Consider the following 12,505-nt stretch of genomic DNA (forward strand, 5'->3'; position numbering starts at 1 on the left):
TTCCCCTTCCCGACCATGAAGATCGTCGAAGTGCGCCATCCGCTGGTGCAGCACAAGATCGGCCTGATGCGCAACGCCGCACTCAGCACCAAGGATTTCCGCGAGCTGGCCAACGAGCTGGGCACGCTGCTGGCCTACGAGGCCACCGCCGACCTGGACACCGAGCCGCACACCCTGTCCGGCTGGGCCGGCCCGGTCACCGTGCAGCGCATCGCCGGCGCCAAGATCACCGTGGTGCCGATCCTGCGTGCCGGCCTGGGCATGCTCAGCGGCGTGCTGTCGCTGATCCCGGCCGCCCGCGTCAGCGTGGTCGGCCTGCAGCGTGATGAGGAAACCCTGCAGCCGGTGCCCTACTTCGAGCGCCTGACCGGTCGCCTGGAAGAGCGCGATGCGCTGATCCTGGATCCGATGCTGGCCACCGGCGGCACCCTGATCGCCACCATCGACATGCTCAAGCGCGCAGGCGCGCGCCGCATCAAGGGCATCTTCCTGGTGGCCGCGCCGGAAGGCATCGACGCGGTCAAGGCCGTGCATCCGGACGTGGAGATCTACACCGCGGCCATCGATGCCCAGCTCAATGACAAGGGCTACATCCTGCCGGGCCTGGGCGATGCCGGTGACCGCATCTTCGGTACCCGCGTCGGTTGATCCGGCGAGCCGGGGTCAGAGCCCTTTCTTCGAAAGGGATCTGACCCCATCCCGCATTCCGGCCTACAGCCCGGCCGCGAAGGCTTCCAGCTGGCCGATGGCAGTGTTCCAGCCGTCGAAGAAACCCAGCTGCTCATGCTGGTCACGCAGCGCCTTGTCCGGGTGCATCACCCGCGCGGTGTAACGGCAGCCCCGGCCCTCGTCCTCCATCGTGATGATGGCGGTGAAGCTCAGCCACGGTGACTGCGGGCGCCAGCCCGCGCCCAGCATCGAGGTGAACACCAGTCGCTGCTGCGGCACGATCTCCAGGAAGCTGCCCGGATTGTCACTGCTGCCGCCATCGGGGCCCTGCATGAAGGTGTGGAAGGCCCCGCCAGGGCGCAGGTCGAACGCACGCACCTCGGTGGTCCACGGCTTTGGGCACCACCACTGGCACAGCAGTTCGGGGTCCGTCCAGGCCCGCCAGAGTGCCGCGCGCGGTGCGTTCAATACGCGGCTGATGACCAGATCGGTGTCGGGGTTGCTACCTGCGTCCACGGCCATGGGCCTGCTCCTGTCGGTGAAGGGTTTCAACAAACGCGACCATGCGGTCGGCGCGTGCTTCCCACACGGCACGCTGCGCGGCCAGCCATTGCTCGGCCTGCTCGAGCCGCGCCGGCACCAGTTCGCAGGTGCGTATGCGCCCCTGCTTGTGGCTGCGCACCACGCCGCTGCGTTCCAGCACGGCCAGATGTTTCATCAGCGAGGGCAAGGCCATCTCGAACGGCTCGGCCAGCATCGACACGGTGCACGGTCCCTGCCCCAGCGTCGTCACGATCGCGCAGCGCGTCGGGTCGGCCAGCGCGTGGAAGACGGCCTGGAGGCCTGGATCATACTTACCCATATGGCTAAGTAATACGCCGATCTGAATGCCGATGCAAGCGAGTCCGGCCAGGGCGGGTTTCTTCACGTGGCCTTCCCGCCCACAAGCCAATGCTCCGCGCACCCGCCACCGCTTGGAGCACCCCGATGAAAGCGTCTTTCCTGATGGCCGCTGTCCTGCTGGTCGGCCTGCCACTGGCCGCCAACGCCACCACCCCGCAGCAGCAGCGCATGGCCGAATGCTCGGCCAAGAACAAGGGATTGAAGGGCGACGCCTACAAGACCGCGCAGAGTTCGTGCCTCAGTAGCCATGCCGCCGAAACCAAGGCCGCGACCACGCCACAGGAACGCATGAAGAAGTGCAACGCCGATGCGGGTGCCAAGAAGCTGGCCGGTGATGCGCGCAAGACCTTCATGAGCAGCTGCCTGAAGGCGTCGTAACGCTCACGCCCGGATGAACCGGCATCCACGCCTGGCGTGGATCCACCGATCCGTGGAAGGCCGGGCATTGCCCGGCCATTTCATTACCCCAATGCGCGCGCCTTCAGTTCACCCTGCTCATGCAGGGTGACGAAACGACCCTTGTCATCGCGACCGAGCTGCGCCAACGCCACCTGCGGATCGTGGGTGAAGAACAGATGCACGTTGCGCGCCAGCTTGTCCTCGAGGAACTGCCGCTTCTCGTCGATCAGCAGCTCGGCGTTGCGGTCGTAGCCCATGGTGATCGGCACGTGTACCCATGAGCGGCCCGGAATCAGGTCGGCGCAGAACACCACGCCACCATGCGCACCCTCGCCGGCATGCGCATGGCCGACGATCTCGGCCAGCATCAGCCCTGGCGTGTGGCCATCGCTGTAGCTGAAACGCACGCTGCGCCCCAACGCCCTGGAGTATTCCCCGTCCACCACTTCCAGGCGGCCACTGGCCTGCAGCAGGCCCGGCAGCTCCGGAATGAAGCTGGCCCGATCCCGCGGATGCGGCTGCACGGCGCGCTGCCAGTGCTGTGCGCCCACCACGTAGGTCGCGTTGGGGAACAGCAGCTCGGGCTCCCGCCCTTCGCTCCATGCCGCCAGCAGGCCACCGGCATGATCGAAGTGCAGGTGGCTGAGCACCACCACATCGATGTCCTCGTGTTCGAAACCGGCTTCGCGCAGCGAATCGATCAGCACGTGCTGGCTTTCCTGCACGCCATAGCGCTCGCGCATGCGCGGATCGAAGAACGCGCCGATACCGGTTTCGAACAACACCGTCTTGCCTTCCAGCGGGCTGGCAAGCAGCGCACGGCAGGCCAGCTCGATGCGGTTGAGCTCGTCCGGCGCTGCCCATTTTTCCCATAACGCGCGCGGCGCGTTGCCGAACATCGCACCACCATCGAGGCGCTGCGAGTTTCCACGAATAGACCAGAGTTTCATGGGTCGATTATCGGCGCCTGCTCGTTAAATAATCGCTAGAAAGGAAACGGAAAACCCCGCCGTTGCGGGCGGGGTTTCGATGATCCAGCGGATTGCCGGCCAGCGGCCGACACAACCGGATCAGCGCGCTGGCACGACCTGGGCGCTGCCCACCGGGTTGCGCGGGTCACTGCCGCCGAACAGCGTGTTGGACTTGCGGTCCCATTCCACGGTCTGCAGGTTGCCCCAGACGTGACTGGAACCGCGGCCACCGGCAGCGACGTTGCCTGGCAGGTCGATCCTGTGGCCCATCGCCTGCAGCTGCTTCACGGTATCGGCGTCGAACGCATCGTCCTCGGCTTCGATCAGGTCCGGCAGCCACTGGTGGTGGTAGCGCGGCAAGGCAGCCACCTGTTGCGCATCCAGGCCGGCGTCGTAGCCGAGGATGCCCAGCAGCACCATGGTGATGATGCGGCTGCCACCCGGGGTGCCCAGCACCACCACCTTGTCGGCGTTCTCCATAAAGGTCGGCGTCATCGAGCTGAGCATGCGCTTGCCCGCCTTCGGCGCATTGGCTTCATAGCCCATCACACCGAACGCGTTGGGCGTGCCCGGCTTCAGCGCGAAGTCATCCATCTCGTTGTTCAGCAGCACGCCGGTGCCCTTCGGAATCAGCCCCGAGCCGTACAGCAGGTTGACGGTCTGGGTGGCGCCGACGCGGTTGCCGTCGCGGTCGATGATCGAGAAGTGGGTGGTCTCGTCATCTTCCAGCGGCGTCGGGTTGCCCGACAGCAGGTCGCTGGGCGTGGCCTTTTCCGGATGGATGGTGGCCCGCAGGCCCTGCGCGTAATCCTTGCTGGTCAGCACCTTCTGCGGGATCTGCACGAAGTCCGGATCGCCGAGGAAGAAGGTGCGGTCACGGTAGGCGCGACGCATCGACTCCACCACCAGGTGGGTGCGGTGGGCCGGGTCCATCTTCCTGATATCCCAGCCTTCCAGGATCTGCAGCATGCTGGCCAGCGCGATACCACCCGACGACGGCGGCGGCGCGGTGGTGATCTTCCAGCCGTTGTAGTTGAAGACGATCGGTTCGCGCTGCTTCACGCGGTATCCGGCCAGTTCCTCGGCGGTCCATTTGCCGCCCGCCTGCTTCACGCCTTCCAGCAGCAGTCTGCCGGTCTGGCCCTTGTAGAAGCCGTCGAAGCCACCGGAGGCGAGGCGTTCCAGCGTCTGTGCCAGTTCCGGCTGCTTGAACAGGTCGCCGGTGGCAATCGGCTTGCCGTTGCGCAGGTAGACCTCGCGGGTGCCGGGGAAGCGCTCCATCACTTCACGGCGCGAGGCATAGCCCTTGGCCATGCGCTCGTACACCGGGAAACCTTCGCGCGCGATGCGGATGGCCGGCTGCAGCGACGCCGACAGCGGCAGCTTGCCATGCTTGGCCGACAGTTCGACCAGCGCCGCAGGCAGGCCCGGAATACCGGCCGACCAGGCGCCATTGACCGAGCGGTCACGGTCGAGGTTGCCCTGCTTGTCGAGGAACGCCTGCGGCGTTGCCGCAGCCGGTGCAGTCTCGCGCGCGTCCAGCATCACGTCCTTGCCGGTGGCCGCGTCGTGCAGCAGGAAGAAGCCACCGCCGCCCAGCCCGGAACTGATCGGTTCGACCACCGCCAGCGTGGACGATACGGCCACCGCGGCGTCGAAGGCATTGCCGCCCTGCGCCAGGATGTCGATGCCGGCCTGGGTAGCCAGCGCATGGCCACTGGCAATGGCGGCACCCTCGGGGCGCTCGGCACGGGCCGGGCTGTCGGCCCAGGCCATCGGGCTCAGCAGCAGGCCGAGCAGCAGCAGGGGGCGGACGATCAGCGTCTTCATTCGGATGGGGGCTCCGCATAGAGTTCGGGGTGATCGTGCTGCAGCTGGCGCAGCTTGGCCAGCAGCTGGTCTTCCGTTTCCACGATCTCCGGATCCGGGTCGATGCATTCGACCGGGCAGACGACCACGCACTGTGGTTCGTCGAAATGACCCACGCATTCGGTGCAGCGCGCAGGGTCGATCACGTAGATGGTTTCACCCATCGCAATGGCCTGGTTCGGGCAGGCCGGCTCGCATACGTCGCAGTTGACGCAGAGCTCGTTGATTTTCAGCGACATGGCGATACTCCTCGCCCGCGCCTTGGGACAAGGACCGGCCAGCGCGGGCGCGCGGGCCGGTCAGGTCATCAGCGGCGCGCTTGCGGAGCGCCGCCCGGGCCATGCCGGAGCATGGCCGCCATGGCTCGGTCTTACTTGGCTTCGACGAAAATGTACTCGGCACCGGTCGGCTGGATCGCAGCCTGCACGCGGGCGTTGTCGGCCGACTGGCCGATGAAGACGACGCGCACGCCCTTCATCGAATCCGGCCCCACGTCCTTGAACACGGCCTGGATCATGTCAGCCATCTTGCCCGAGGCCGACGAACCGAAGGCCAGCATGTTGCCCGGCTGCACGCCACGGGCCACGGCCTGGGTCGCGCTCTCGGTCTGGCGCTCGTACTTGGCCTGGAAGTCCGGGTCCGATTCCGGCGAGAGGTAGTACAGGAACGGGCTGTTGGTGATGTTGCCCATGTTCTGGATGGCCACTTCCTGCAGGTACTTCTTCCAGCCCGCATCGTCGTCCTTGGCCGGCGCGACCAGCGCCTGCTTGGCTTCGTCGACCGGAGCGGCCTCTTCCTTCTTGCAGGCGGTGAAGGCCAGGGCCAACGAAGCGATCAGCATCGCGCGCATGGTGGTGTTCATGGGTTTCCTCCCGGAATGGTGCGTGGTGGTGTACGTAATGGGGTGCGGGTACAGCGGGACTTACGACTGTGCCGACTTCGCTTCGCGGACCTTGCGCAGGGCTTCGAGCACCGCGGCCGGCACGAAACCGGACACGTCACCGCCCAGGCGCGCGATCTCGCGGACCAGCGAGGACGAAATGAAGCTGTGCTGCTCGGCCGGGGTCAGGAACAGGGTCTCGACTTCGGGAATCAGATGGCGATTCATGCTGGCCATCTGGAACTCGTATTCGAAGTCGGACACCGCGCGCAGGCCGCGCAGCAGCACTCCCCCCTGGACCGAACGTACGAAATGGGCCAGCAGGGTATCGAAGCCGATGACTTCGACATTGCTGTGGTGACCCAGGGCGCCCCGGGCCAGCTGCACGCGCTGCTCCAGCGGCAGGGCCGGGCCCTTGGACGGGCTCTGCGCCACGCCCACCACGACCTTTTCGAACAGCGGCGCGGCCCGGCTCACCAGGTCGATATGACCGTTGGTGATGGGGTCGAACGTGCCGGGGTAGACGGCGATGCGGCGGTTGGCCACGGTCATGGGCGGATGCAGATGTTCAGATGAGGTCAAAGTGTAGCAGTGGCGCGGCGGTACAGGGCAAAGCGCACCTCGCGGGTGCCGCCCTCGCGGTGCAGCAGCCATTCCGGCGGCAGCACGGGCACGTGGCCGGCGGGCGATTCCAGGTACAGCCAGGCATCGGCGGCCAGGTGCCGCGGCAGCTGGGCCAGTACGTCCTGCCAGAGGCCGTCGGCGAACGGCGGATCGATGAACACCAGGTCGGCCTGCTGCGCCGGGGCGCTTTGCAGCCAGCGCAGGGCATCGGCCTGGACCACGGTGACCTGGTCTACCGCCTGCAGCTTGGCGACGGCGGCGGACAGGTTGCGCCCGAGCTGGGCATCGCGCTCGACCAGGGTGGCGTGGGCGGCGCCGCGCGAGACGGCCTCCAGGCCCAGCGCGCCGCTGCCGGCGAACAGGTCGAGCACCCGCGCCCCGCCCAGTCGGGGCATCAGCCAGTTGAACAGGGTTTCGCGCACGCGGTCGCTGCTCGGTCGCAGGCCCGGCAGGGTCGGCACCGGCAAACGGGTATTGCGCCAGCGGCCACCGATGATGCGGACCTGGCCGTCCTTGCCACCGCGGCCGCTCACCGGCGCCACCGGCGGGAGGTATTCGAGAATTTCAGCATGAAGGGGATTGTAGTCGTCCGGGCGGCGCCCGGAACCCGCAGAAGCCACAGCAACAGCCGAAGCAACTTCAAAAGCTGGCTTCCTGTGGGTTGGCGGGGCGGGTCAGGTTGTGGGGGACGCCGTGAACCCATCCTTGGGGGCTTGGCCGCGGCATCCATGCCGCGGACACCCCCACAACCTGACCCACCCCGCCTTCGACAGACTTCCGCGATCTGTAGATCCACGCCATGCGTGGATGAACATCTGTCAGATATCGAAAGATGTGATGGAGTCGGATTCACGCTTGCTCTTCCCCTCCAGCCATGGAATCGCATCTGGAGGAGAGCCCCCTGAGTCAGGGGGCGGCCGCGAAGCGGCGGGGGTATGGAGGCTGGTAAGTGGGGCCCGCGGTTCGCGAAGCGAAGCGTGGGAGCGGCAGCGCGCATGCGATGACGCGTACCCGGGTGCAACCCTGCCAGACCAACCCCTTGATTTCGGGACAATCAGCCATACCCCTTGGCGAGGCCGCACGCGCTGGCGCGGCATTGCACACGGAGCCTTATCGATGACCGAGACCCCCCAGACCGAAACCCTTGGCTTCCAGACCGAAGTCAAGCAGCTGCTGCAGCTGATGATCCACTCGCTGTATTCCAACAAGGAAATCTTCCTCCGCGAGCTGGTCTCCAACGCCGCCGACGCCGCCGACAAGCTGCGCTTCGAGGCCCTGACCCAGCCGGCCCTGCTGGAAGGCGACAGCGACCTGCGCGTGCGCGTCAGCTTCGACTCCGCCGCCCACACCATCACCATCGAAGACAACGGCATCGGCATGAGCCGCGCCGAAGCCATCGCCCACCTCGGCACCATCGCCAAGTCCGGCACCGGTGACTTCCTGCGCCAGCTGTCCGGCGACCAGAAGAAGGATTCGCAGCTGATCGGCCAGTTCGGCGTCGGCTTCTACAGCGCCTTCATCGTTGCCGATGAAGTGGAAGTCACCTCGCGCCGCGCCGGCCTGCCTGCCGGCGAAGGCGTGCGCTGGAGTTCGCGCGGCGAAGGCGATTTCGACGTCGCCACCGTCGACAAGGCCGAGCGTGGCACCCGCATCGTGCTGCACCTGAAGGACGGCGAGCATGACTTCGCCGACGGCTGGCGCCTGCGCAGCATCCTCAAGAAGTATTCGGACCACATCGGCCTGCCGATCCAGATGCCGAAGGAAGGTGGCGAAGAAGGTGCAGCAGTCGAGTGGGAAACCGTCAACCGCGCCAGCGCGCTGTGGACCCGCCCGCGCACCGAGATCAGCGACGCCGAGTACACCGAGTTCTACAAGCACGTGGCGCACGACCACAGCGACCCGCTTGCGTGGAGCCACAACAAGGTTGAGGGCAAGCTGGAGTACACCTCGCTGCTGTACGTGCCCGGCCGCGCGCCGTTTGACCTCTACCACCGCGATGCGCCCAAGGGCCTGAAGCTGTACGTGCAACGCGTGTTCGTGATGGACCAGGCCGAGCAGTTCCTGCCGCTGTACCTGCGCTTCATCAAGGGCGTGGTCGATTCCAACGACCTGTCGCTGAACGTCTCGCGCGAGATCCTGCAGTCAGGCCCGGTCATCGATTCGATGAAGGCCGCGCTCACCAAGCGCTCGCTGGACATGCTGGAAAAGCTGGCCGCCGACAAGCCCGAGCAGTACGCCACGTTCTGGAAGGAATTCGGCCAGGTACTGAAGGAAGGCCCGGCCGAGGACTACAACAACCGCGAGAAGGTGGCCGGCCTGCTGCGCTTCGCCTCCACCCGTGGCGACGGCGACGCGCAGAGCGTGTCGCTGGCCGACTACCTCGGCCGCATGACCGAAGGCCAGGACAAGATCTACTACCTGACCGGCGAGAGCTACAGCCAGGTTCGCAACAGCCCGCACCTGGAAGTGTTCCGCAAGAAGGGCGTGGAAGTGCTGCTGCTGACCGACCGCATCGACGAGTGGCTGATGGGCTACCTGACCGATTTCGACGGCAAGGGCTTCGTCGACATCGCACGTGGCGACCTCGACCTGGGCGCACTGGAAACCGAGGCGGACAAGCAGGAGCAGGAAGCGGCGGCCAAGGACAAGCAGGGCCTGGTGGAGCGCCTGAAGACGGTACTGGGCGACGATGTGGCCGAAGTGCGCGTCTCGCACCGCCTGACCGATTCGCCGGCGGTGCTGGCCATCGGCGAGCAGGACCTGGGCCTGCAGATGCGCCAGATCCTGGAAGCCAGCGGGCAGAAGGTGCCGGACAGCAAGCCGGTGCTGGAGATCAACCCGGGCCACCCGCTGATCGCCAAGCTGGATGCCGAAGCCGATGGCACGCGCTTCGACGACCTCGGTCGCGTGCTGTTCGACCAGGCCGCACTGGCCGCTGGTGACAGCCTGAAGGACCCGGGCGCCTATGTGGCGCGCCTGAACAAGCTGCTGCTGGAACTGTCGGCCTGACCGACAGGGTGGTCGCCGGGCATGGCCCGGCGCTACCGGGTGCTGGTGGATGCCAACCTTGGTTGGCATCCCTGCTCTGGTAGATGCCAACCTTGGTTGGCGCTCCAAAGGCGTGTCAACCAAGGTTGACACCTACCAAGGCGGGTCGAGCGTGCCAACCAAGGTTGGCACCTACCAAGGCGGGTCGAGCGTGCCAGGCTTGACACCCACCAACGCCGGGCGGCTCAAGCGTCCCGGTCCAGCAGCGAGCCCAGCATCTGGTCCTGGCGGCGGATCACCGAGGCGTTGGCGGCGAACGCGACCACTTCGGCCCGGGCCGCCAACAGGTCACCCAGCGGCGCCGTCGGATCCGGATCAGCCCCGGCAACTGTCGTCCCCACCCCGCCCTGCCCGTCCTCTGCACGCTGCAGCTGCAGGCGCTGGGCATCGGGAGTCGCCAGGTTGGCCACGTTGTGTGCGGCCACCTGCACGCCCTGCTGGGCCGCGCGCATTCCGCCGAGGGCCATTCCCATCACGTTGTTCATGGCGGTCTCCAGGCCGCCCTGCGCAGCCCTCCGGACCGGTTAACGGCCGGCAGGCCGCGTCCTTGAGTCCACATCGGCCCGACAGGCCCGAGTGGTAGCATATCCCTCTGATTTCAGCGCCTTTTGCCAATGCTCAGTTTTTTCCGCCGCAAGAAGCCCCAGGACGCCCCCGCAACCGAGGCGCCCAAGACCCAGCACTACTCGGCTGAAGAGCTGGCGGCGGCATTCCCGTCCGCTGCCCCGGTCGACGAAGCCCCGGCCGCTCCGCTAGCCGCGCCGGACACGCCCGAGGCTGCCACGCCCGCGCCGACGCCTGCACCTGCGCCGGTCGCAGTGCCCGAAGCGCCGGCCGCCGCACCGGCACCGCCGGCTGCGGAACGCGTCATCGCCGCAGAGGACTTCGAAGCCGAAGCCCTGGCCGCTGCTGCCGTGCTCGCGCCGCTGGCGCCGGTAACCCCGGCCGAAGCAACGGCTGCGCCTGCCGCTGATCTGCCGGTGCTGGTCGACGCCGCCCCGGCTCCGGCCGGCAAGCCGGGCTGGCGCGAGCGCCTGCGCAACAGCGTCATCGCACGCAGCTTCGGCGGCCTGTTCTCGCGCAACCCCAAGCTCGACGACGACCTGCTGGACGAGCTGGAAACCGCGCTGATCACCGCCGATGTTGGCGTCGGAGCCACCACCGACCTGGTAGAAGGCCTGCGCAAGCGCATGAAGTCGCGCGAATTCGCCGACGCCAATGCGCTGCTGGCCGCGCTGCGCAGCGAACTGATCGCGATCCTGCAGCCGGTGGCCAAGCCGCTGGTGATCGATCGCAACGCCAAGCCCTTCGTGGTGCTCACCGTCGGTGTCAACGGCGTTGGCAAGACCACCACCATCGGCAAGCTGGCCAAACGCTTCAAGGACGACGGCCACAGCCTGATGCTGGCCGCCGGCGATACCTTCCGCGCCGCCGCCGTGGCCCAGCTGCAGGCCTGGGGCGAGCGCAACGGCGTGGCCGTGGTCGCCCAGGGGCAGAACGCCGATGCCGCATCGGTGGCATTCGATGCGCTGCAGGCCGGCAAGGCCCGCGGCACCTCGGTGCTGATCGCCGACACCGCCGGCCGCCTGCACACCCAGTCCGGGCTGATGAACGAACTGGGCAAGATCCGCCGCGTGCTCGGCAAGATCGACCCCACCGCCCCGCACGAAGTGCTGATGGTGATCGATGGCACCACCGGCCAGAACGCGCTGTCGCAGCTGCGCCAGTTCAATGCCGCGGTGAACGTGACCGGCCTGGTGGTGACCAAGCTGGACGGCACCGCCAAGGGCGGCGTGGTGTTCGCGCTGGCCCGCGAGTTCGGCATCCCGATCCGCTTCGCCGGCATCGGCGAGCGCCCGGAAGACCTGCGCGTGTTCGATCCGGAAGCCTTCGTCGACGCCCTGCTGCCTGAAGCGCTGGGCGCCTGATATACCGTGCAGCCACGCATGGCGTGGCTCTACTGCAATCTGCGTAGAGCCACCGCATGGCGGGCTGCCTTTCTCCGGAACACCGATGCCACGCCAGCCGCACGCCAGCGCCGACACTGCCCAGGAAGACGGCTTCGTTGCCCGCCTGCTGCACTGGTTCGACGGCCACGGCCGCCACGACCTGCCCTGGCAGCACCCGCGCAGCCCGTACCGGGTCTGGCTGTCGGAGATCATGCTGCAGCAGACCCAGGTGGCCACGGTCATCCCGTATTTCCTGCGGTTCCTGCAGCACTTCCCGACCCTTCCCGACCTAGCCGCGGCCAGCAACGACGCGGTGATGGCACAGTGGGCCGGGCTCGGCTACTACGCCCGCGCACGCAACCTGCACGCCGCCGCCAAGCGCTGCGTGGAAGTGCACGACGGCGACCTGCCGCGCGATTTCGATGCACTGCACGCCCTGCCCGGCATCGGCCGCAGCACCGCTGGCGCGATCCTCAGCCAGGCCTGGAACGACCCGTTCGCGATCCTCGACGGCAACGTCAAGCGCGTGCTCAGCCGCTACCACGACATCGACGGCTTTCCCGGCCTGCCGGCCATCGAGAGGCAGCTGTGGGTGATCGCCGAGGCGCATGTGGCGCAGGTGCCGGCCGGGCGCATGGCCGACTACACCCAGGCGCAGATGGACCTGGGCGCGACCGTCTGCAGCCGCGCGAAACCGGCCTGCGTGATCTGCCCGCTGCAGGACGACTGCGTGGCACGCCGCGAAGGCCGCACCAGCGAACTGCCCACGCCCAAGCCGAGCAAGACGCTGCCCGAACGCGAAGCAGTGGCGCTGCTCCTGCGCGACGCCCAACAGCGCGTGCTGCTGCAGAAACGGCCGGACACCGGCATCTGGGCGCAGCTGTGGACGCTGCCGCAGGCCGAAGCCGGCAGCATGCTGCAGGACTGGTTCGATGCGCACGTCGACGGTTCATTGGAAGATGCCGAGGAACTGCCGGTGCTGCAGCACACCTTCAGCCACTACAAGCTGCATCTGCAGGTACTGTCACGGCAGGTACACGGCCTGCGCGTGGAAGAACCCACGCTGCGCTGGGTCGCTGCCGACGAACTGCCCGCGCTGGGCCTGCCCGCGCCGATCCGCAAGCTGCTCGACGGCACCGCCATCAAGGCGTCGAAACGAAATTCCAAGAAACCCCGCAACCACGAGTGAGTGC

14 protein-coding genes are annotated in these 12,505 nt (G+C 67.2%); 5 read left to right on the forward strand and 9 right to left on the reverse strand.

The window, feature by feature from the left end; genetic code table 11:
- The first annotated feature begins 15 nt into the window (after positions 1-15).
- A complete protein-coding gene (gene upp, locus SSKA14_RS15320) occupies positions 16-648 on the forward strand; it encodes a uracil phosphoribosyltransferase (protein ID WP_008267054.1) in 633 nt (210 codons plus the stop codon).
- Between the two features lie 63 nt (positions 649-711).
- Here the strand turns inward: upp and SSKA14_RS15325 are convergent, their stop codons facing one another.
- Together SSKA14_RS15325 and SSKA14_RS15330 are read right to left on the reverse strand one after the other, a co-directional pair.
- Positions 712-1,191, reverse strand: a complete 480-nt coding sequence (locus SSKA14_RS15325) for an SRPBCC family protein (protein ID WP_008265093.1) — start codon at positions 1,189-1,191, stop codon at positions 712-714.
- On the reverse strand, positions 1,172-1,597 hold the full coding sequence (locus SSKA14_RS15330; RefSeq protein ID WP_232281405.1) for a metalloregulator ArsR/SmtB family transcription factor: 426 nt from the start codon (positions 1,595-1,597) through the stop codon (positions 1,172-1,174). Before SSKA14_RS15330 ends, SSKA14_RS15325 begins: the two co-directional genes overlap by 20 nt.
- Positions 1,598-1,656: 59 nt before the next feature.
- Between SSKA14_RS15330 and SSKA14_RS15335 the strand changes: the two genes are divergently transcribed.
- On the forward strand, positions 1,657-1,950 hold the full coding sequence (locus SSKA14_RS15335; RefSeq protein ID WP_040008011.1) for a PsiF family protein: 294 nt from the start codon (positions 1,657-1,659) through the stop codon (positions 1,948-1,950).
- 83 nt (positions 1,951-2,033) lie between these two features.
- Here SSKA14_RS15335 and SSKA14_RS15340 read toward each other — a convergent pair whose 3' ends face one another.
- From SSKA14_RS15340 to rsmD, 6 genes are all read right to left on the reverse strand, one after another.
- Positions 2,034-2,921, reverse strand: coding sequence for an MBL fold metallo-hydrolase (locus tag SSKA14_RS15340; protein WP_008264484.1), 888 nt, complete (start codon positions 2,919-2,921; stop codon positions 2,034-2,036).
- Positions 2,922-3,041: 120 nt separating this feature from the next.
- Positions 3,042-4,772 (reverse strand): gamma-glutamyltransferase, encoded by a 1,731-nt coding sequence (ggt, locus tag SSKA14_RS15345; RefSeq protein WP_008268417.1) that lies wholly within the window; start codon positions 4,770-4,772, stop codon positions 3,042-3,044.
- Positions 4,769-5,050, reverse strand: coding sequence for a YfhL family 4Fe-4S dicluster ferredoxin (locus SSKA14_RS15350; protein WP_004153175.1), 282 nt, complete (start codon positions 5,048-5,050; stop codon positions 4,769-4,771). Before SSKA14_RS15350 ends, ggt begins: the two co-directional genes overlap by 4 nt.
- A gap of 131 nt (positions 5,051-5,181) precedes the next feature.
- Positions 5,182-5,673, reverse strand: a complete 492-nt coding sequence (locus SSKA14_RS15355) for a hypothetical protein (RefSeq protein WP_008267340.1) — start codon at positions 5,671-5,673, stop codon at positions 5,182-5,184.
- A gap of 60 nt (positions 5,674-5,733) precedes the next feature.
- Entirely contained in the window at positions 5,734-6,243 is a 510-nt protein-coding gene (gene coaD, locus SSKA14_RS15360) for a pantetheine-phosphate adenylyltransferase (RefSeq protein WP_008267036.1), read from the reverse strand.
- Between the two features lie 26 nt (positions 6,244-6,269).
- Positions 6,270-6,848, reverse strand: a complete 579-nt coding sequence (gene rsmD / locus SSKA14_RS15365) for a 16S rRNA (guanine(966)-N(2))-methyltransferase RsmD (RefSeq protein ID WP_008268381.1) — start codon at positions 6,846-6,848, stop codon at positions 6,270-6,272.
- A 583-nt stretch (positions 6,849-7,431) separates the two neighbouring features.
- Here rsmD and htpG point away from each other — a divergent pair.
- Complete coding sequence (gene htpG / locus SSKA14_RS15370; RefSeq protein ID WP_008267695.1) at positions 7,432-9,324, forward strand: molecular chaperone HtpG; 1,893 nt, start codon at positions 7,432-7,434, stop codon at positions 9,322-9,324.
- A 224-nt stretch (positions 9,325-9,548) separates the two neighbouring features.
- Here htpG and SSKA14_RS15375 read toward each other — a convergent pair whose 3' ends face one another.
- Positions 9,549-9,848: a hypothetical protein gene (locus tag SSKA14_RS15375; protein WP_008266302.1), complete on the reverse strand. Its 300-nt coding sequence runs from the start codon at positions 9,846-9,848 to the stop codon at positions 9,549-9,551.
- A gap of 129 nt (positions 9,849-9,977) precedes the next feature.
- Here SSKA14_RS15375 and ftsY point away from each other — a divergent pair, with 129 nt between their 5' ends.
- Complete coding sequence (ftsY, locus tag SSKA14_RS15380) at positions 9,978-11,291, forward strand: signal recognition particle-docking protein FtsY (protein ID WP_008267392.1); 1,314 nt, start codon at positions 9,978-9,980, stop codon at positions 11,289-11,291.
- 85 nt (positions 11,292-11,376) lie between these two features.
- Positions 11,377-12,501, forward strand: coding sequence for an A/G-specific adenine glycosylase (gene mutY, locus SSKA14_RS15385; RefSeq protein ID WP_008267615.1), 1,125 nt, complete (start codon positions 11,377-11,379; stop codon positions 12,499-12,501).
- Positions 12,502-12,505: the final 4 nt, after the last annotated feature.

The sequence above is a fragment of the Stenotrophomonas sp. SKA14 genome (assembly GCF_000158575.1).
GTDB lineage: Bacteria > Pseudomonadota > Gammaproteobacteria > Xanthomonadales > Xanthomonadaceae > Stenotrophomonas > Stenotrophomonas forensis.

Bases quoted from the DNA above. Each gene is read 5' to 3' on its own strand.
- upp (WP_008267054.1), top strand. From the start codon at position 16: ATGAAGATCGTCGAAGTGCGCCATCCGCTGGTGCAGCACAAGATCGGC.
- SSKA14_RS15325 (WP_008265093.1), bottom strand. From the start codon at position 1,191: ATGGCCGTGGACGCAGGTAGCAACCCCGACACCGATCTGGTCATCAGC.
- SSKA14_RS15335 (WP_040008011.1), top strand. From the start codon at position 1,657: ATGAAAGCGTCTTTCCTGATGGCCGCTGTCCTGCTGGTCGGCCTGCCA.
- SSKA14_RS15340 (WP_008264484.1), bottom strand. From the start codon at position 2,921: ATGAAACTCTGGTCTATTCGTGGAAACTCGCAGCGCCTCGATGGTGGT.
- ggt (WP_008268417.1), bottom strand. From the start codon at position 4,772: ATGAAGACGCTGATCGTCCGCCCCCTGCTGCTGCTCGGCCTGCTGCTG.
- SSKA14_RS15350 (WP_004153175.1), bottom strand. From the start codon at position 5,050: ATGTCGCTGAAAATCAACGAGCTCTGCGTCAACTGCGACGTATGCGAG.
- SSKA14_RS15355 (WP_008267340.1), bottom strand. From the start codon at position 5,673: ATGAACACCACCATGCGCGCGATGCTGATCGCTTCGTTGGCCCTGGCC.
- coaD (WP_008267036.1), bottom strand. From the start codon at position 6,243: ATGACCGTGGCCAACCGCCGCATCGCCGTCTACCCCGGCACGTTCGAC.
- htpG (WP_008267695.1), top strand. From the start codon at position 7,432: ATGACCGAGACCCCCCAGACCGAAACCCTTGGCTTCCAGACCGAAGTC.
- SSKA14_RS15375 (WP_008266302.1), bottom strand. From the start codon at position 9,848: ATGAACAACGTGATGGGAATGGCCCTCGGCGGAATGCGCGCGGCCCAG.
- ftsY (WP_008267392.1), top strand. From the start codon at position 9,978: ATGCTCAGTTTTTTCCGCCGCAAGAAGCCCCAGGACGCCCCCGCAACC.
- mutY (WP_008267615.1), top strand. From the start codon at position 11,377: ATGCCACGCCAGCCGCACGCCAGCGCCGACACTGCCCAGGAAGACGGC.